General features: G+C 74.8%; 18 protein-coding genes and 1 tRNA gene. 5 read left to right on the forward strand and 14 right to left on the reverse strand.

Annotated features, from left to right (window positions below; all coding sequences use genetic code 11):
- The 5 genes from ACWD4U_RS06250 to ACWD4U_RS06270 all read right to left on the reverse strand — a co-directional run.
- On the reverse strand, window positions 1-179 hold a 179-nt coding region (locus ACWD4U_RS06250; protein ID WP_449787129.1), incomplete at its 3' end, for a transposase.
- Window positions 180-327: 148 nt separating this feature from the next.
- On the reverse strand, window positions 328-483 hold the full coding sequence (locus ACWD4U_RS06255) for a hypothetical protein (protein ID WP_363459748.1): 156 nt from the start codon (window positions 481-483) through the stop codon (window positions 328-330).
- Complete coding sequence (locus tag ACWD4U_RS06260) at window positions 480-941, reverse strand: FAD-binding oxidoreductase (protein WP_363459747.1); 462 nt, start codon at window positions 939-941, stop codon at window positions 480-482. The genes ACWD4U_RS06255 and ACWD4U_RS06260 overlap by 4 nt, the downstream gene beginning before the upstream one ends.
- Window positions 926-1,054, reverse strand: coding sequence for a hypothetical protein (locus ACWD4U_RS06265; RefSeq protein ID WP_363459746.1), 129 nt, complete (start codon window positions 1,052-1,054; stop codon window positions 926-928). The genes ACWD4U_RS06260 and ACWD4U_RS06265 overlap by 16 nt, the downstream gene beginning before the upstream one ends.
- 9 nt (window positions 1,055-1,063) lie before the next feature.
- A complete protein-coding gene (locus ACWD4U_RS06270) occupies window positions 1,064-1,480 on the reverse strand; it encodes a globin family protein (RefSeq protein ID WP_363459745.1) in 417 nt (138 codons plus the stop codon).
- A gap of 291 nt (window positions 1,481-1,771) precedes the next feature.
- Between ACWD4U_RS06270 and ACWD4U_RS06275 the strand changes: the two genes are divergently transcribed.
- The 3 genes from ACWD4U_RS06275 (at window position 1,772) to ACWD4U_RS06285 (ending at window position 7,705) form a co-directional block, all read left to right on the forward strand.
- Complete coding sequence (locus ACWD4U_RS06275; protein WP_363459744.1) at window positions 1,772-5,200, forward strand: Ig-like domain-containing protein; 3,429 nt, start codon at window positions 1,772-1,774, stop codon at window positions 5,198-5,200.
- A gap of 211 nt (window positions 5,201-5,411) precedes the next feature.
- Window positions 5,412-6,767, forward strand: coding sequence for an SPFH domain-containing protein (locus ACWD4U_RS06280; protein ID WP_363459743.1), 1,356 nt, complete (start codon window positions 5,412-5,414; stop codon window positions 6,765-6,767).
- On the forward strand, window positions 6,764-7,705 hold the full coding sequence (locus ACWD4U_RS06285) for a C40 family peptidase (protein ID WP_363459742.1): 942 nt from the start codon (window positions 6,764-6,766) through the stop codon (window positions 7,703-7,705). The genes ACWD4U_RS06280 and ACWD4U_RS06285 overlap by 4 nt, the downstream gene beginning before the upstream one ends.
- Before the next feature lie 66 nt (window positions 7,706-7,771).
- Here ACWD4U_RS06285 and ACWD4U_RS06290 read toward each other — a convergent pair whose 3' ends face one another.
- Complete coding sequence (locus ACWD4U_RS06290; RefSeq protein ID WP_363459741.1) at window positions 7,772-8,728, reverse strand: aldo/keto reductase; 957 nt, start codon at window positions 8,726-8,728, stop codon at window positions 7,772-7,774.
- Between the two features lie 150 nt (window positions 8,729-8,878).
- Here ACWD4U_RS06290 and ACWD4U_RS06295 point away from each other — a divergent pair, with 150 nt between their 5' ends.
- Both ACWD4U_RS06295 and ACWD4U_RS06300 read left to right on the forward strand, forming a co-directional pair.
- Entirely contained in the window at window positions 8,879-9,076 is a 198-nt protein-coding gene (locus ACWD4U_RS06295) for a hypothetical protein (protein WP_363459740.1), read from the forward strand.
- Window positions 9,077-9,173: 97 nt separating this feature from the next.
- The gene (locus tag ACWD4U_RS06300) at window positions 9,174-10,022 is read left to right on the forward strand and encodes a tyrosine-protein phosphatase (RefSeq protein ID WP_363459739.1); all 849 of its coding nucleotides are present in this window, start codon (window positions 9,174-9,176) and stop codon (window positions 10,020-10,022) included.
- 91 nt (window positions 10,023-10,113) lie between these two features.
- Here ACWD4U_RS06300 and ACWD4U_RS06305 read toward each other — a convergent pair whose 3' ends face one another.
- From ACWD4U_RS06305 to ACWD4U_RS06340, 8 genes are all read right to left on the reverse strand, one after another.
- On the reverse strand, window positions 10,114-10,965 hold the full coding sequence (locus ACWD4U_RS06305) for an RNA polymerase sigma factor SigF (protein ID WP_449787120.1): 852 nt from the start codon (window positions 10,963-10,965) through the stop codon (window positions 10,114-10,116).
- 157 nt (window positions 10,966-11,122) lie between these two features.
- Window positions 11,123-11,977, reverse strand: coding sequence for an RNA polymerase sigma factor SigF (locus ACWD4U_RS06310; RefSeq protein WP_449787121.1), 855 nt, complete (start codon window positions 11,975-11,977; stop codon window positions 11,123-11,125).
- A gap of 197 nt (window positions 11,978-12,174) precedes the next feature.
- Entirely contained in the window at window positions 12,175-12,468 is a 294-nt protein-coding gene (locus tag ACWD4U_RS06315; RefSeq protein WP_363459738.1) for a Dabb family protein, read from the reverse strand.
- Between the two features lie 75 nt (window positions 12,469-12,543).
- Window positions 12,544-12,708 carry a hypothetical protein gene (locus ACWD4U_RS06320; RefSeq protein WP_363459737.1) on the reverse strand — a complete coding sequence of 55 codons (165 nt, stop codon included), beginning with the start codon at window positions 12,706-12,708 and terminating at the stop codon, window positions 12,544-12,546.
- A gap of 429 nt (window positions 12,709-13,137) precedes the next feature.
- Window positions 13,138-16,845, reverse strand: a complete 3,708-nt coding sequence (locus ACWD4U_RS06325) for a HEAT repeat domain-containing protein (RefSeq protein WP_363459736.1) — start codon at window positions 16,843-16,845, stop codon at window positions 13,138-13,140.
- Complete coding sequence (locus ACWD4U_RS06330; protein ID WP_363459735.1) at window positions 16,842-17,258, reverse strand: hypothetical protein; 417 nt, start codon at window positions 17,256-17,258, stop codon at window positions 16,842-16,844. The genes ACWD4U_RS06325 and ACWD4U_RS06330 overlap by 4 nt, the downstream gene beginning before the upstream one ends.
- 132 nt (window positions 17,259-17,390) lie before the next feature.
- A tRNA-Ser gene (locus ACWD4U_RS06335) sits at window positions 17,391-17,477 on the reverse strand.
- A gap of 69 nt (window positions 17,478-17,546) precedes the next feature.
- Entirely contained in the window at window positions 17,547-18,086 is a 540-nt protein-coding gene (locus ACWD4U_RS06340) for a nucleoside deaminase (protein WP_449787122.1), read from the reverse strand.
- Between the last annotated feature and the right edge of the window lie 17 nt (window positions 18,087-18,103).

The following is an 18,103-nucleotide window of genomic DNA, read 5'->3' on the forward strand; positions in this document are numbered from 1 at the left end:
TTGCGCCAGGTGGTGCGGGCCTCGGTGCGCTCGCCCGGCTCGGCGCCGATCCGGGCGGTCGCTTCGGCCTCGATCAGCTCCTGCAGCATCCGCTGCGCGAGGACCCTGATCAACTCGATTCCGTCCGCCGAACGCAGTGACTCCATGAGGCGGAGTAGGTCAGACTGGGACAAGGCCATCGCGCACCTCTCACTCAACGAGCCTTCCTACTCGGAGAGTTACGCGATGGATCCTTCATGACCAGGGGTTACGCCAAGATCCCTGCTACACCACTCCACGGGACGCCATCGGTTCCCACCCGGGGCCTTCGTCGTTCCCGCGGCCCGGTCAGCCGAGTTCGGTGCGGTTGATCCAGGGCACGTCGCGTTCGTCGAGGAACCACTCGGCGGGGGTGAGCGGGCGGCTCCGGTTGAAGCTGCCGGTCGCCGGATCGTGCTTGATGAGGGCGGGATCGGCGCGCTGGTCGAGGAGTTGGGCGGTCACGGCGGCGGCCAGGTCGGGCGGCGACGAAGACGGTGGCGGGCCGGCCGCCGGACGTGCTCGCCGGGCACCACGTCGTTGACCAGCGCGCCGGAGAGCGGCCCGCCGGGGATCCGGCGGACGTGCAGCTCCAGGGTGTGGTCGGGGCGCGGCGCGCAGGCGATCGAGTACGGCCGCCAGACCTGGGCGTGCCGGTCGGAGCAGGCGGTCAGGTACTGGCCGGCGGTGAACGGGTACGGCCGGTCGGGCCGCAGGGTGAGCACCGCGAGGTCGGGGGCGGCCCGGCGGCGCTCCAGCACCTCGGCGTTCCACCAGCGCGGGGTGTCGGCGGGGACGGCCGCGGCGGCGTCGATCATCGCCTGGGAGATGACGGTGTACGCCTCCACCCAGGCCTTCTCGATCTCGGGTGACCAGTGGTGGCCGGAGAAGTGCTTGAGTGCGGCGATCAGGCTGGCGCCCACGGCGGGGTAGTGCTCGGGGTGAACAGGTGGGCGTAGAAGAACCTGGTCAGTTGATCGGCGGGGCGCTCGACGACGGCGAAGCTGTCGCGGACGACCGCGGGGTCGAAGGCCACCAGGGCAGCTCAGCCCGCGGCGGCTTCGGTCAGCGACCCGCTCATGACCTCGGTGATGACGCCGTAGAGGGCGGTCCAGGCGGCTTCGACCTCCGGGGTCCAGCTGTCGCCCGCGTAGTGCGCCAGGGTGGCGAGCAGGCTGCCGCCGACGGCCGGGAAGTGGTCGGGCAGTGCGCCGTACCCGGCGTGCCGGCGGCCCAGGCCCTGCAGCACGGCGACCACGGCGTCGGTGTCGTCGAGCGTGGTGACCAGGGTGCGGAGGGCGGCCCACAGCCGGTCCTGCTGCTCGTCGAGGTGGTCGGCGAAGAGCGGCCGGACAGCCGGATGGTGTTCGAACAGATGCCGGTAGAAGTAGGCGGTGACCTCGGTGCCGTGGGGCTCAACGGCGGCGAAGCCGGCCTTGACGAGAGCGGAATCAATCGTCACGCCCGCCGACTCTACTGATAAACGCACTAATTCGAACATGGCAGTCTGATGAACGGTCAAGAACCGTCAGGAGCTGCCCGGTTGATGCGTGTTTGAGTGAGTTGGCGGTGCATCGGGAGGGTATCCGGATACTGCCGGCGGAGTGGCCACCAATCGGGTGGTTCGGACGGAATGGCCAGGTGTCGCGGTATGACCGAAACCCGATCGTGATTCCCTTTTGTCGGATCGTCATGAATGCCAGGAATGACATCCCGACCGCGACGTGGCGGACGACACCGAGAGGAGAGCCGGATGTGCCGACAGTTCCCCCGCGGCAGCGCCGTACTGATCGCCACCGGCCTGCTGGTGGGCCTGAACACCCCGCTCGCGGGCGGGCAGCAGACCCCGGACGGCTGGTCCGCCGAGCGGCGCGCCGTGCTGCCCTCCGGGCTGGGCATCCAGCTGGACTTCGCCGCCGCACCCGGGGTCACCGCCACGACCGCGCCCGGGAAGCTCGCCGAACGCGCGGGCGGGGGCAGCGCCTACACGGACGGCATCCGCCCCGGCGACCCGGCGGAGACCTTCCTGGTCGCCGAGCGCCGCCCCGGCACCGACGGCTCCTGGCACACCCTCGGCACCCTCCAGCTCACCTTCACCCGCCCGGTGCGCAACCCCCGACTGCACGTCAGCGGCCTGGCGGGGCTGGCCACCGGCAAGGACGGCAGCACCGGCACCGCGACCCGACTGACCGTCACCGGCGGCAGCCCGTCCGCCCCCACCCTGGTCGGCCGCACCGGCTGGAACGGCTGGACGGTCGGCGCCGGCGAGCTCGCCCCCGTCGGCGACGGCACCCAGGACGGCTCCGCCGACGGCACCGGCACGCTGGAACTGGCCGGTACCTTCACCACCGTCTCCTTCCGGGTCGAGCAGCGCTCCACCGCCCGGAGCGGCTCGACCACCGCCCCCGCCGCACTGCGCCAGGCGTACACCGTCACCCTCGACGAGGGCCTGGGCACCGCACCGCAGGGCTACGGCAACGCCTCCCACCTGGTCTCCGACCTGTTCCTCGGCCAGGACGCCGTGCCCGCCGCCACCCGCAACCGGCCCGGCCTGACCCAGAGCGTCAGCCGGCCGCTGCTGCCCGGACCGCCCCCCGCCCCGGCGCCGCCCCCGCCGGACGCCGGACCGGTCGGCCCCAGCGTGGAACTCGACGGCGGGCAGAGCCGGCGCAGCCCCTGGTCCAACCCCGCCCCACCGCAGCTCCAGCCCGGCCGCACCGAGTACCAGGGCGCCGACCCCTCGCTGCGCTTCCCGACCGAAGCCGCCGTCGGCCGCTACTACCACCTGGACGTGCCGGTCAGCCCCGGCTCCGGTGCGGCCGTGCTGGCCGGCTGGATCGACTTCGACCACAACGGCCGCTTCGACGCGGCGGAACGGGTGCAGACCGACGTGCCCGCCGGCGCGAGCACCGCCGCGTTGGAGTGGCAGGTGCCGTCCGGCGCGGCCGGCGGCGAGACCTGGGCCCGGCTGCGGCTCGCCCGCGGCGGCGCCCAACTCGTCGGCTCCGGCGGCTTCGCCGACTCCGGACAGGTCGTCGACCAGAAGGTCTCCTTCTCGGTCGGCGCCGCCCAGCCGGAGATCTCGCTGCCGGTCCCCGGCACCGTCACCGCCGACAACCGGCCCGAGTTCCGGGGCGAGGGCGCCGTCCCCGGGGCGAGCGTCGCCGTCCGGGAGGGCGACGCCACCCTGTGCACCGCCCGGGCCGGCAACGACGGCACCTGGGCCTGCCGCCCCGACCACCCGCTCGGCGAGGGCGCGCACACCCTGGTCCCGGTGGAGACCACCCGCAGCGGCATGGTGCTGCGCGGCGATCCGATCCGACTGACCGTCAAGACCGCGCCGCCCACCGCCCCGCAGCTCACCCTGCCCGCGTACACCAACGACCCCGGGCTCCTGGTCACCGGCCTCGGCGAGCCCGGCTCCACCGTCACGGTCACCGTCACCTCGAGCACCCCCGGACGCGCTCCCGGCGAACTCTGCTCCACCGCGGTGGCCGCCGACGGCAGCTGGTCCTGCCTCCCCGTCGAGAACCTCCCCGACGGCCGCTACCAGCTCACCCCGATCGCGGTCGACGGCGCCGGCAACCGGGTGGACGGCAAGCCCGCCGGCCTCACCATCGACACCACCGCGCCCGACAAACCCACCCTCACCGCCCCCGCATCGGGCGAACTCCTGCACTCCGCGCGTCCCCGGCTCGCCGGCCGCGCCGAACCCGGCTCCACCGTCACCGTCACCGTCACCGCCGCCGCCAAGAACGACGCCGCCCGGTTCACGCTGTGCAGCGCGCTCACCGCCGCCGACGGCACCTGGAGCTGCACCGCCACCCGCGACCTCCCGCCCGGCGACCTCACGCTCCTCCCCACCGCCACCGACCCCGCCGGCAACGGCACCCCGGGCGACCCCGTCCCCGTCCGCGTCGCGGCTGCGCCGGGCACCCCGGCACCGACCGCGTCGCCGTCGCCGTCTGCGTCGGCGTCTGGGTCTGCGTCGGGGTCGAGTTCGGCTGCTGCCTCGCCGAGTGCGGTCGGGACGCCGAGCGGGTCGGCCTCGGCGAGCGCCGGTGGGGCGCTTCCGGGTACGCCGTCGGCTTCAGCTTCGGCCTCGGCCTCGGCTGCCGACGTGGCGTCAAGTAGCCCGTCCGCCACAGCGGTCTCGCCCATGCCCTCGGACTCGGCCCTGCCGTCCGGCTCGCCGTCGGGTGCTCCGGCGCCGTCGCCGTCCGGCTCGACGCTGCCGGTGTTCGACCCGCCGGTGCCGCTGCCACCGGGGCTCTTCCCGATCGTGGTGCCGCCGGTGTTCGGCCCGACTCCGGGTCAGAGCAGTGCTGCCGCAAGCCCGTCGGGCTCCGCCGCACCGTCGGCCCAGACCGCCCCGAGTGCCTCGGCCGCCGCACCGGCGGTACCGATCGCACCTCCGGGCGGGCCGGGTGCCAGCGCTCCGGCAGACGGTTCGCCGACCGGGAGCCCGAGCACGGCCGGTCAGGGCACCGGCGGGTCGGCGGGCGGCGCCGGTGTGGGTAGCTCCGGCGCGGGTGCCTCGCCGTCCGGAGGCCCGAGCACGGCCGGTCCGGGTGTCGGAGTGTCGGCAGGCGGCTCGGCCACGGGTGCTTCGCCATCCGGGAGTTCGAGCGCGGGCGCTGCCGCGTCGGGGGCCCCCGTGCCCGGCTCCTCGGCATCGGAGGCGTCCACGATGGCGGCTGCCTCCGCGCTCGCCGCCGGCAGGGCTCCGTCCGCTGGCGCTCCCTCCGCCGCCGGTCAGGTGCCGGTCGTGGGTGCGGCCTCGGCGTCGCCCGGTGCGCCCCGCTCCGCGCTCCCGTCAACGTCACCGTCAACGTCGCTGTCACCGGTCGCCGCCGGGTCTGTGGCCGCCTCTGCCTCGGCTTCTGTCGTTCCGTCAGGCCCGGGATCGCCGGTCGCCGCCGGGAAGATGCCGTCCGAGCCGAAGACCACCGCGACGGCGATGCCCGCCGATCCGGACCGGCAGTACCGGGATGCGGAGGCGGCGGACGAGGCGCGGTCGCGCACCCCGGCAGCGCCGCCGCCGGACACGGCGGTGGCGGCCCACCGGGAGGCGGCCACCGGCTGGCGGGGGGTGGCCTGCGGGGTGCTGCTGATGCTGGCGGCGATGGGGCTGTTGACCCGCCGGGTGTTCGGCCGGGGGAGTGGTACCCGGCGTCGCTGACGGGGCGTCGGATGAGCTCCGCGGCACCCTCGGCCCGCTCGTTCCCGCAGGTGGGAGTGGGCGGGCCGCGCCGTCGAGGTGGTAGTCGACGCATCGACACATCGCTGACCAAATGTCGCATTTGATGACTTATCAACCTAACCTGAGCGTGGCACTGCCCGTCAGATCCGGGCCGCCCGTTGCGCGCCACTCTGACCCTTAGGACCCGTGCATGGACGTCACCCGCGACTCGTCGTCGCGACCCAACTCCTGGCCTCCCGCCGCACCCGAGCTCCCCGCCGGTGCGACCCAACTGACCAAGGCGGTGGCGAAGGCGGTCACCAAGCCGCTGATCAGGACCGCCGCCCAGGCCGAGGACGAACTGGAAGCCGCCACGCAGCAGCTCCCCGTCACCTCGGCCGACAACGCCGTCCCCGACCTGGCACGCGCCGACCTGGCCCTCCCCGAGGCGGCCGTCCCCGCGAAGGCCTTCGCCGAGAAGCCGATCCCCGAGCCGGGGGTGAGCGGCGGCCTGCGCGCGGTCGGCCGGCGGGCGGAGCGCGGCGCCGGGGAGTCGGCGCATCCGACGGCGGGCGAGGCCGCCGCGCACCGGCGCCCGCCGCGGGCCGACCAGTCGCTGCGCGAGCGGCGCGCGTTCGCCCTACCCGGGTGGCTGCCGCTGCTGGTGCTGCTGCTCGGCGCGACCGGCGTGGTGCTGGTGCTGACCCGCGCGGGCGTCATCCCGAACCTGGCCGCCCTGCCGGACGTGCGCAGCGACACCGTCCGGGCGAGCGGGCAGATGGAGGTCACCGACCGGGTGATCACGGCGGTCAGCGCGATCGGCGCGGTGATGCTGGTGGCGCTGGCGGGCCTGCTGACCAACCCCGGCGGCGAGACCCGGGTGCTGACCCGCTGGGGCCGCTACCGGGGCACCGTCCGGCGGACCGGCCTGCTGTGGGTGAACCCGCTGCTGCGCCGTCGCCGGGTGGACGTGCGGCTGCGGCACTGGCGCAGCGAGCCGGTGCACGTCACCGACCGGGCCGGCACCCCGCTGGTGGTGCGGCTGCTGATCGTGTGGCGGGTGAAGGACACCGCGCGGGCCACCCTGGGGATCGCCGAGCACGAAACGTATCTGCGCGAGCAGGTGCAGGCCGTTCTCACCCGGACCGCCTCCGTTCTGCCCTGCGACTCCGACTCCGCGCCCGGCCCGGCCCTGCGCGACGGCCAGTGGTTCGCCGAGGAGCTGACCCGGGCGCTGGCCGCGGAGACCGCGCCGACCGGTATCGAGGTGTACTCGGTGCAGCCGCTGGCGCTGGACTACGCGCCGGAGGTCTCCGAGTCGATGCGCCGCCGCCGGCTCGCCGACCTGGACGCCGGTCTGCGGACCGTGCTGGTGGACGACGCGGTGGAGGCCGCCGCGCTCGCGGTGCGCCGCCTGGAGCGGGCCACCGCCCACGAGTTGGACGACAGCGCGCGCAGCGCCCTGATGGAGCAGCTGCTGGTCGCGTTCGTCGCCCCGGCCGGGGTCACCGCCTCGGTGCCCGCCCCGGCCGCCCGGCCGCACCGCAAGGAAGGGAAACCCGCGTGACGACCGCGCTCGCCTCGATATCCACCGACCCCGCCGACCTGCCGGACTGGTCCGACGCCCCGCTGCCGGCCTTCGCCGAGTCCGACGGCGCGTCAGCCTGCCGGTGCGCGTACTGCGCCCGTCCGGTGCGCCGGACCGCCGGGTCCGGCGCGACCGAACGGGCGGGCCGAATAGACCGCCTCGTCCGGTCGACCTGCCTGGCCACGACGGTGCTGGCGGGTGCGGGCATCGCCGGGCTCGGCCTCGGGGCGGGCACCGCGCACGCGATGCCCGCGCCGAGCGGCCCCGGCTGGGACGGCTCGGTGTACTGGTTCAAGAACGCCGCCGGGGAATGGCGCTACACCAAGTGGTACGACGTCTACCTCTCCCGCACCGGCCAGTCCGCCGCCCAGTCGAAGTCCGCGCCGCAGCCCGCCGCGCCGTCCTCCTCGTCCGGCGGGATCCGCCAGGGCTGGGACGGTTCGGTGTACTGGTTCAAGAACGCGGCCGGCGAGTGGCGCTACACCAGCCACTACGACGTCTACCTCCAGCGCACCGGCGACACGGGCGGCCGGACCCGGGCCCCCGCGGCGTCCAGCGGGTACGAGGCCGCGGTCTCCTACGCGCTGGCGCAGGTCGGCAAGCCGTACGTGTGGGGCGGCAACGGCCCGGACGGCTTCGACTGCTCGGGCCTGGTCCAGCAGGCGTACCGCCGGGCCGGGATCTCCACCCCGCGGGTCGCCGACGACCAGTACCGGGCCACCACCCCGATCAGCTCGGGGCAGCTCCAGCGCGGTGACCTGGTCTTCTGGTCGAACAACGGCCGGGCTTCCGGCATCCACCACGTCGCGATCTACCTCGGCGACGGGACGTACGTGGAGGCCCCGCGCCCCGGCAAGAACGTCCGGATCTCCCGCCTGAACAGCGGCTACTACCCGGACTTCTTCGGCCGCCCCTGACGGGCGGAGCCGACGGCGCCCTCCCGCTCGTGCGGGAGGGCGCCGTTTTGCGTTCCCGACGGAGCGTCAGGCGGACGCCTCGCTGAGCAGCTTCAGCTCCGACTCGGTCAGCACCAGACCGGCCGCGGCCAGCAGCGGCGGCAGCTGCTCGACGGTGCGGGCGCTGGCCAGCGGCGCGGCGACGGTCGGCTGCGCGGCCAGCCAGGCCAGCGCCACGGTGGCCACCTCGACGCCGTGCGCCAGCGCCACGGTGTCCAGCGCGGCGAGCACCCGCAGGCCGCGCGGATCGTCCAGGTGGCGGCCCGCGCCCTGCGCCCGGACGCTGTCCACCACCGCGCCCGGCCGGTACTTGCCGGTCAGGAAGCCGGAGGCGAGCGCGAAGTACGGGACGGCGGACAGCCCGTGCTCGGCCGCCACGTCCGCGAGCGCGCCCTCGTAGGTGTCGCGGGAGACCAGGTTGTAGTGCGGCTGCACCGCCACGTACCGGGCCAGGCCCTCGCGGGCGGCGAAGGCGAGCGAGGCGGCGAGCCGCTCCGGGCCGATGTTGGAGGCGGCGACCTCCCGCACCTTGCCCTCGCGGACCAGCTCGTCCAGCGCCGTGACGATCTCCTCGACGGGCGTGTCGAGGTCGTCCCGGTGGGTGTAGAAGAGGTCGATCCGCTCCACGCCGAGGCGGCGCAGCGACTGCTCGGCGCCGCGCTTGAGGGTCGCGGCCTTCAGGTCGTCCAGGCCGGCCAGCATGCCGACCTTGGTGGCGATCACCACCTGCTCGCGGTTGCCGCGGCTGCGCAGCCACTCGCCGATCACCGTCTCCGACTCGCCGCCGGAGTTGCCCGGCGCCCACGCGGAGTAGACGTCGGCGGTGTCGATGAAGTTGCCGCCGGCCGCGGTGTACGCGTCCAGCACGGCGAAGGACCGGTCCCGGTCGGCCGTCCAGCCGAACACGTTGCCGCCGAGGGCGAGCGGGGAGACCGCGAGGTCGGAGGGGCCGAGGGTCACCCGTGGGGCGTCACTGGTCGTCATGAGACGCCACAACCCGTTCGGGTCCGGCTTGATTCCGCCCGGGCGTGGCGTTCATCCCGCCGTCACCCGAGGTGAGGGCTCGGTGCAGACCCGGACGCGGACCGGGTCCGGGGTGTCGGCGGGCACCCCGGGTTGGCTAGAGTCCCGTCCATGGCTGACAACGACTACGACCCCGCCGGCTCGACCCAGATGTTCCGGGCGTTCGTCGACGAGGCCCCGGCCGCGCAGGCCCCGGGCACCGTCACCACCTACGGCAACTCGTCCCCGAACCGCACCCCGGTGATCGTCATCGGCGCCCTGGTCGCCCTGGCGGTCGTGGCCGCCGTGATCTGGCTGGCCGTCAAGTAACACCCGGCCCGCGCGGGACCGCCGGCCCACCCGGGCGGTCCCGCACCGTGGCGTGCCTACACTGGCCGGGACCGACCGCTCCCCGCGAGGAGGCCCCGTGACCGCGCCCTCCACCGAGACCGCCCGCAGTCTCGGCCTGGCCGCCGCCGCCAACGCCCGCGACCTCGGCGGCTACCGCACCGCCGACGGCCGCACCGTCCGCCCCGGCGCGCTGCTGCGCACCGAGGCGCTCAGCCGGCTCGGCGACCGCGACCGGGAGCTGCTCGGCGGCCTCGGCCTGCGGCACGTGGTCGACCTGCGCAGCCTCGACGAGGTCCGCCACCACGGCCCCGACCTGATACCCGGCCTCCCGGTCGCCGTGCTGCCCGTCGACGCCAACGCCGCCCTCACCGTCCCGGCCCTGGACGGGTTCGGGCCGACGCTGCATCACCTGCCGGTGTTCGCGGCGGACTTCGATCTGTACGTCACCCTGCGACGTGCCCTGGCGGGCGGCGACGAGCGGGCCAAGCAGGAGGCGCTCGGGGGTGGCCGGGCCACCGCGATGATGACCGCGATGTACCGCTGGTTCGTCACCGACGCCGGCGCCCGCAGCCGGTTCGCCGCGGTCCTGCGGCTGATCGCCGACGCGGACGGCGGCCCCGTCCTGTTCCACTGCACCGCCGGCAAGGACCGCACCGGCTGGACCGCCGCGCTCCTGCTCACCGCCCTCGGCGTCCCCCGCGAGGCCGTCCTGGCGGACTACCTCCTCACCAACGACCGCGCCGCGCACCTGATCGCCCGCACGGAGGCGGTCCTGCGACCGCTGGCCCGCGCGGAGGCCGCCTACCTCGACGCCGCCTTCGAGGAGCTCACGGCCGGTTGGCCCACCTTCGAGCACTTCTGGCACGACGGCCTGGGGCTCGACGAAGGCACCCTGTCCAAGCTCAGGGCCACTTGCACCATCTAGGGGCCCGGGGAACGGCGGGGGTTCGCGGCGGTCGGGTTCCGGGGCGCGGCGAGGCCCGGGCGCATGGAGGCCTCCCGGACGGACAGCCGTTCTAGCCCTCCGCGGTCAGGCCCTCCCTCAGTTGGGCCAGGGTCTTGGTCAGGAGCCGGGAGACGTGCATCTGGGAGATGCCGATCTCCTCGCCGATCTGGGACTGGGTCAGGTTGCCGAAGAAGCGGAGCATGATGATCCGGCGCTCGCGGGGCGGGAGCTTGGCGAGCAGGGGCTTGAGGGACTCGCGGTACTCGACGCCTTCGAGGGCGAGGTCCTCGTAGCCGAGGCGTTCGGCGAGCGGGCCGTCGCCGCCGTCGTCCTCGCTGGGGGTGGAGTCGAGGGAGCTCGCGGTGTAGGCGTTGCCGACCGCGAGGCCCTCGACCACGTCGTCCTCGGAGACGCCGAGGTAGACGGCGAGTTCGGGGACGGTGGGGGAGCGGTCGAGCCGCTGGGAGAGCTCGTCGCCGGCCTTGGTGAGGGCGAGGCGGAGTTCCTGCAGGCGGCGCGGGACCCGGACCGACCAGCTGGTGTCGCGGAAGAAGCGCTTGATCTCGCCGACCACGGTGGGCATGGCGAAGGTCGGGAACTCGACGCCGCGCTCGGGGTCGAAGCGGTCGATCGCCTTGATCAGGCCGATCGTGCCGACCTGGACGATGTCCTCCATCGGCTCGTTGCGGCTGCGGAAGCGCGCGGAGGCGTACCGGACCAGCGGCAGGTTGAGCTCGATCAGGGTGTCGCGGACGTAGGCGTGCTCCGCGCTGCCGGCGTCGAGCGCGGCGAGTCTGCGGAACAGGGCGCGGGAGAGCGTCCGTGTGTCCAGGGCCCGGTCCGGGACCTCGACGGGTCCGGCCTGGGCCGGGATTTGTACGACGACGGCCTCGACGACCGCACTGCCCGGTTCTGCGGACACGCGCCCACCCCCTCGTGACTGTCCGTCCAACGGTCACCACCGCACGGTGGTTCCCGACTGGCGCTGTCTGAAAGGTCAATACCGGCACACCGGCCCCGGCAAACCCGAACGTCGCGAGTCGTCACGAGGCGGTAACGCGCCGCGACGCGGGCCGGGGTCACTCCTCCCAGGAGTTGCCGGTGCGCAGCCGGGTGAGGATGCGGGAGAGCAGCCGGGAGACGTGCATCTGGGACATGCCGAGCTCGGTGGAGATCTGCGACTGCGTCAGGTTGGCGAAGAACCGGAGCATGATGATCCGCCGCTCCCGCTCGGGGAGCTGGACCAGCAGGTGGCGGACCATGTCGCGGTGCTCGACGTCGGTGAGGGCGGAGTCCTCGTAGCCGAGCCGGTCGAGCAGGGCGAGGCCGCCCTCGTGCTCCTGGGCGGCCTCCAGGGAGGCGGCGTTGTAGGCGCGGCCGGCGTCCAGGCAGGCCCGGACGTCCTCCTCGGGGATGCGCAGGTTGGCGGCGATCTCGGGGACCTTGGGGACCCGGCCGTGAGTGACCGTCAGCTCCTCCATGGCGCCGCTGACCTGGACCCAGAGCTCCTGCAGGCGGCGCGGGACGTGCATGGTGCGGACGTTGTCGCGGAAGTAGCGCTTGATCTCGCCGAGGATGGTGGGCAGCGCGTAGGTGGGGAACTGGACGCCGCGGGTGGGGTCGAAGCGGTCGATGGCGTTGATCAGGCCGATGGTGCCGACCTGGACGATGTCCTCCATCGGTTCGCTGCGGCTGCGGAAGCGGGTCGCGGCGTAGCGCACCAGCGGGATGTTGATCTCGATCAGCGCGGAGCGGACCCGGGCCCGTTCCGGGGCGTCGGGCGGGAGTTCGGCGAGCCGCTCGAAGAGCACCCGGGTCAGGGTGCGGACGTCCATCGCGCCCCGCCCGCCGGAGCGGCGCGCGGCCAGCTCGGCGGGGTCCGGCACGTCCTCGAGCCGGTCCTCCGGCGCACTGTCCTGCGTCCGCACGGACACGTCACCCCTCCCTCGTCGAATCACCTCGCCAAAATTTCCGGCAAAACCGGTCATAGCATCACAAGTCGCTCCACTACCGGGCAAGCACCGGGCGGAGGCGTGTTGACGGGGCGTCCAGCATTCGGCGCAGTGCGTGACGACCCCCGGCCTCGCGCGGAGGCCGGGGGTCGTCGGGGTCGTGCGTGTGCGATGTGTGCTCAGACCTCGATGTCCGCGATCACCCAGGTGGCGAACTCGCGCCACTGCCCGGCGGCGGCCTGGTGCGCCGGGTGGCCCAGGTACGCGGCCAGCGCGTCGCGGTCCTCGACCAGGCTGTTGATCGCGAAGTCGTAGGCGATGTCACGGTCGGTGGTGTTCCAGCCGCACTCCCACTCGCGCAGCTCGGGGATCAGCGCGCCGAGCCCGGCGAACGCCTCCGCGCCGGCGACCGCCCGCGGGTCGTCCTGGGCGACGCCGGAGTTGAGCTTGAACAGGACCAGGTGCCGGATCACGATGCCGCTCCTCGCGGGTGAGGGAGGCACGTCCCGTCGGGAGGGCGCCCCCGAAGGACGAACCCCGCCACGGTACTAGCGGACCAGTCCGGTCATGAAAGCGCCGACCGCCTTCGCCGCGTCCGAGATCCCGATGAAGCCCTGCTGCACCAGCTCGGCCGCGCGGACCGGCGAGGTGATGATCGTGTAGATGACGAAGATGACCAGGACCCACATGGCCACCTTCTTCGCCTGAGCCATCGAACGGGCCGCCTCCCTGATGTGGGCCGCCGCCTTCTCCCCGAGCGGCCCTGCCACCCGGCAGCTTATCCACCGGACGGCGCAAGGGGTGAGGGCCTTGTTCACCCGGCGGGACGAAGGTCCCCCGCCCACAGGGCTTTCTCCGGATGTGGCCACCCCCCTGGCGCGGCAGGATGGTTGATGTACCGAGGATCTGGCAGGAATCTCCGGTACGGCGATCCGGAGGTCCCCGCTGTGGGACCGGGCGCCGCGGCTTCCCCCCGAACGCGGCACCGGTTGTGGGACCTCCGATCGGGGCAGCAGCTCGTCCCCCGGAGCTGCTGCCCCCACCACGGACCGCGAGGTTCGAGACGGCCCCGCACTCCCCGGCGACGGTGGTAACCGCCCGGGAGTGCGGGGCCGTTCGCCGTTCCCCGGCCGCCCGACCGCTCAGTGCGGCAGCGCCGGCGGCTCCCCGGCGGGCCGGACCAGGTCCAGCAGCCGCTCCGCCTCGGCCGCCGCGAGCGGGACCCGCTCCGCCCCGGCCCGCGCCGCCAGCAGCACCGCCGTCGCCGCGTCCGGCCGCCCGAACGCCAGCCCGCGCAGCGCCGCCACCCGCACCTCCGGACTCTCGTCCTCCACCGACCGCCAGCGCAGCAGCTCCACCACCGCGTCCCGCTCCGGCGCCCCGACCAGCCCGCGCAGCGCCACCCGGCGCGGCAGCGGGTCCGGATCGGCGGTGGCCCGCTCGCGCAGCAGCGCCCAGGCACCGGGACCGGCACCCCGCCGGCGCGACAGCGCGTGCAGCGCGATCGCCCGGATCGGCGCCGAACGGTCGCCCACCGCGCGCTCCCGCAGCAGCTCCCACACCGCCGGATCCTCCGACCGGTGCGCCAGCAGCGCCCGCAGCACCGCCAACCGCACGTCCGCCTCGCGCAGCCCCGCCGCCCGCTCCAGCAGCAGCGCGGCGGCCCGCGGCTCCCCGTCGAAGCACCGCACCACCGCGCTGAGCGCGAGGTCGCGGGTGTACGCGTCGGGGTCGGCGACGGCCCGGTCCAGGAACAGCGAACGGGCCGCCGCGCCCGGGTCCTGACGGTTCGACAGGGCGGTGAGCACCGCGCCGCGCACCACCGGGTCGGGGGAGTGCTCGGCCTGCTCGCGGACGAACGCGTCCAGCTCCGGATCGGCGCCGAAGTGCGCCGCCAGCTCGCGGGTGGCCAGCGCCCGGCCGGGCCCGTCCCCGGCGGCCCGCTCGAACAGGAACAGCGCCACCCGCGGATCGCCCGCCCAGCCCTGGCTGAGCAGCGCCAGCGCGAACGCCCGCACGTCCGGCACCCGGTCCGCCGCGGCGAAGCCCTGCAGGTGCTCGGCGACCTGCGGGTCGCCCGCCCAGCGCCGGGCCAGCACCGACAGCGTCCGGCGGCGCACGATCGGGTCGGGGTCCGCGGCGACCTGGCGGCACAGGTACGCCGCCACCTGCGCGTCGCCCGCCCAGCCGTGGGCCAGCCCGCCGAGCGCCGCCGCCCGCACCTGCGGGTCCTTGTCCGACTCGGCCAGCTCGCGCAGGAACGGCGCGTTGCGCGGGTCCTCGGCGGGCTGCAGGCAGATCGCCCCCAGCGCCATCACCCGCACCGTGTGGTCCGGGTCGGCGCGCACCCGCTCGCGCAGGAACTCCGCCAACTCGGTGCCGATCCGGCCGTTCACGGTGAGCGCCAACACCGCCAACCCGCGGATCTCCGCCTGCGGCTCGGCCGCCGCGATCTCCCGCAACAGCTCCTGGGCCGGCGCCTCGTCCGTCCAGCCCTTGCCGAGCGCCAGCATCTCGCTCAGCCGGTTCCGGCCGCGCACCGCGGCGACCCGCTCGTGCAGGAACGCCGCGCTCTCCGCGTCGCCCGCCCAGCCCTCGGCGAGCGCGTCGATCGCGGCCTCCCGGGTCAGCTGGTCCGGGTCCTGCTCGATCCGCAGCCGGACGAACGCCGCGGTGTCCGGGTCGCCCGCCCAGCCCTCCGCCAGCGCGCCGAACGCGGCCGCCCGCAGCGCCACCGACCAGCCGTGCTCGGCCCAGGCACGCAGCACCAGCGGGCCGCGCGGATCGTTCAGCTGCAGCGCGCAGGCCAGCCGCGCAGCGAGCGAGCCGACCTCCGCCAGGGTCGGCGACTCCAACTGCGCGTGGTGCCCGTACACCAGGTACCAGCGCAGGAACCGCTCCCGGCCCACCCAGTGCGGGCCGAGTCCCGCCAGCACCGGCCGCAGCCCGTCCAGCGCCTCCACCGTGTCGCCCAGCAGGTAGGTCGAGCCCTCCGCCGCGTACGACTCGAACAGTGCCACCAGGGCGTCCACCACCGCGATGCTCTGCGCCGCCACCAGGCCGAGCTTGCGCACCTCGCCGAGGCAGCGCACCGCCAGCACCAGCCAGTCCGGCGCCTCGCCGAGCGCGCTGGGCAGCGCCGGGGCGGCGGCCAGCAGCCGGGAGACCGCCTCGCCGACGAAGCGCTCGTCCAGCTCCCCGGCCAGCAGGAGCAGCACCTCGCGCCAGGCCGGGTCCCGCCAGCGCCGGGCGAACACCCCGTCCAGCAGCTGGGCCTCCGTCAGCGAGCGCTCCCGGTTGAACCGGTAGGCGATGTCCGCGGCCGCCAGGTACTCCAGGAACGCCCGGTGCACGAAGCCGTACACCTCGCCGCCGAACCGGCTGAGGATGAAGTTGCGCTCCCGGAACTGCTGCAGCATCGCCCGGGCCACCGGCGCGGCCCGGTCCGCGGGCAGCTCGTAGCGCTCGCGCAGGTACTGCTCGAAGGAGGCCAGCAGCTCCGCGCCCGGGATGTGGTTGGCCGCGATGCCGTCACCGCCCTCCTGCATCCGCCGGGCCACCAGCCGCAGCAGCTCCAGCCGGTCCTCCGAGGCGAGGTACGGCATCCCGCCGTCCACCCGGCGGTCCTGCAGGTACTTCGACGGGTCCCAGTGCTCCACCAGCACCGCCACCGCGTGCTCGTACACGGTGCGCCGGTCCCGCGGCAGCTCCCGGCGGCGGCCGATGATCGCCAGGATGGTCAGGATCAGCGGGTTGCCCGCCAGCTCCCGCACCGGCGCCGACGCCTGGATCGCCGCCATCGCCCGGCGGCGCAGCCGGGCCGCCTCCGCGGGGTCGTTCGGGCAGGCGTTGCCGTACCAGCGGGCCGCGAACTCCTCGATCTGGCCGAGGTCCAGGTCCTCCAGCATGTAGTGGCCGAAGCCCGCCCCGTCCAGCGGCTCCCGCCGGTAGCCGATCACCCGCGAGGTCACCACCACCCGCAGCTGCGGGTAGCGGGCCGCGAACGCGGCGATCCGGCGGCTCGCGGTCTCCCGTACCTGCGGGTCGAACAGCTCGTCCAGGCCGTCGAAGAGCACCAGGGTGCGGGCCGCGTCCTCCTCCAGCTGACGGTGCAGCAGCTCCGCGGGCAGGCCCAGGCCCTCGGTGTCGTACAGGTGGACCAGGAAGTCCTCGAAGGTGCGACCGCGCCACTCCGCGTCCGCGTACCGGCGCAGCTCCACGATCAGCGGCAGCCGCCCGGCCAGCGCCGCGACCTCCTCCGGGACGGGCGCCCCCGGGCGGATCAGCGGCTCGGTGAGCGCCAGGCACAGGAACCGCGCCAGCGTCGACTTCCCCGAACCCGGGTCGCCCAGCAGCACCGCCCGGTGCCCGTCCGGGCCGGCCAGCAGCGGCAGCACCGGCACCGCGGGCCGCCGCCGGTACGCCTCCTGCACCCGGCGCACCGTCTCCCGCTCCACGCCGGGCGGCAGCTCCTGGCGGTCCAGCTCGCCCTCCGCGGCGAGCCGCCGCAGCAGCTCCCGGGGCAGCTCCACCGGCGGCGGGTCGGCCCGCACCAGCTGCGGCACGAACACCTCGCGCAGGTGCACCGCCGGGTGCTCGTCCTGCTCCGACAGCGGGGTCAGCACCTCCAGGTCGAGCCGCTGGTAGCGCTCGCGCAGGCGCAGCGCGTAGCCGCGGCGGGCCTGCTCCGGGTCGCCGGGCGGCGCCGCGGGCGGGCCGACGGTGATCTGCACGCGCTCCGCGTGCGCGATCTGCGTGACGTCGCCGCCGACCTGCGCGTGGTCCGCCGACTGCGTGGTCCGGCCGGCCTCCTCGGCGCCGAACAGCCGCCGCCACAGGCCCCCGCTCACGGCTGCTCGCCGAAGCGCACCGAGCCGTCCACGCCGTCCACCAGGTCGACGTCCCCGCCCGCGCGCACCCCGCGCACCGACTGCCCGTCACCACCGCCCTCGGCGGGCGGTACCGCCGCCTCCGGGACCGGGCCGCCCGCCGAGGGGCGGACGATCACCACGTCGCCCTTCACGTCCCGCACCAGGCGCACCGAGCCGCCCGCCGCCGTCCCGTCCGCGGACTGGCCGCCGCCGCGACCGCGCACGCCGCCGGTGACCGTCAGCGCCAGTCCCGCGACCCCCGCGAACAGCCCGAGCACGCCCGCCCACTGGTTGGCCCGCTCCAGCCCCTCGCTCCACAGGAACACCGCCAGCCCCGCCATCGAGACCACGGCCCCGCCCCACACCGCCACCCGCCAGCGCACACTCCCCATGCCCGCATCATCCCTCAACTGCCGCCCCGGCAATCCAGTTTGACGCCCCGTAGACCCCCACCCGCCGACCCCGTCGCCCGGAAACGCCGAAGGGCCCCGACTGATGCTCAGTCAGGGCCCTTCGATCGAGAGCGGTAGCGGTGGGATTCGAACCCACGGTGGAGTTGCCCCCACACACGCTTTCGAGGCGTGCTCCTTTGGCCGCTCGGACACGCTACCGAGGGGAACTCTACCGGATGGGCCTGGGCGGGACGAAATCCGTATCGGGGGGAGTTCGGGGCGCGGGGGTCAGCGCTGGGTGTCGAAGAAGGCGCGCAGCTGGGCGGTGCAGTCGTCGGCGAGTACGCCGGGGACCACCTCGGGGCGGTGGTTGAGGCGGTTGTCGCGGATGACGTCGAACAGCGACCCGGCCGCGCCGGCCTTCGGGTCGAGGGCGCCGTAGACGACGCGGTCCAGCCGGGAGAGGACGATCGCGCCGGCGCACATCGTGCACGGCTCCAGGGTGACCACCAGCGTGCAGCCGCTGAGGCGCCACTCCCCGACGGCGCGGGCGGCCTCGCGGATCGCCACCACCTCGGCGTGCCCGGTGGGGTCGCCCACCGCCTCGCGGACGTTGCGGCCCCGGCCGAGCAGCTCGCCGTCGGGACCCAGGACGAGCGCCCCGACCGGGACGTCACCGGTGGCGGTGGCCAGCGCGGCCTCCTCGATGGCGAGGCGCATCTGGCGGGTCCACCGGTCGCGGACCGGATCGGGGCGCTCGGGGGCGGGCAGCGGGGCGATCCGCGGCCGTTCGTCGACGATGAGGGGCGAGCTGGGGACGGGCTGCATGGACCCAGTGTCGGACA

This window comes from Kitasatospora sp. NPDC002522 (assembly GCF_053595195.1).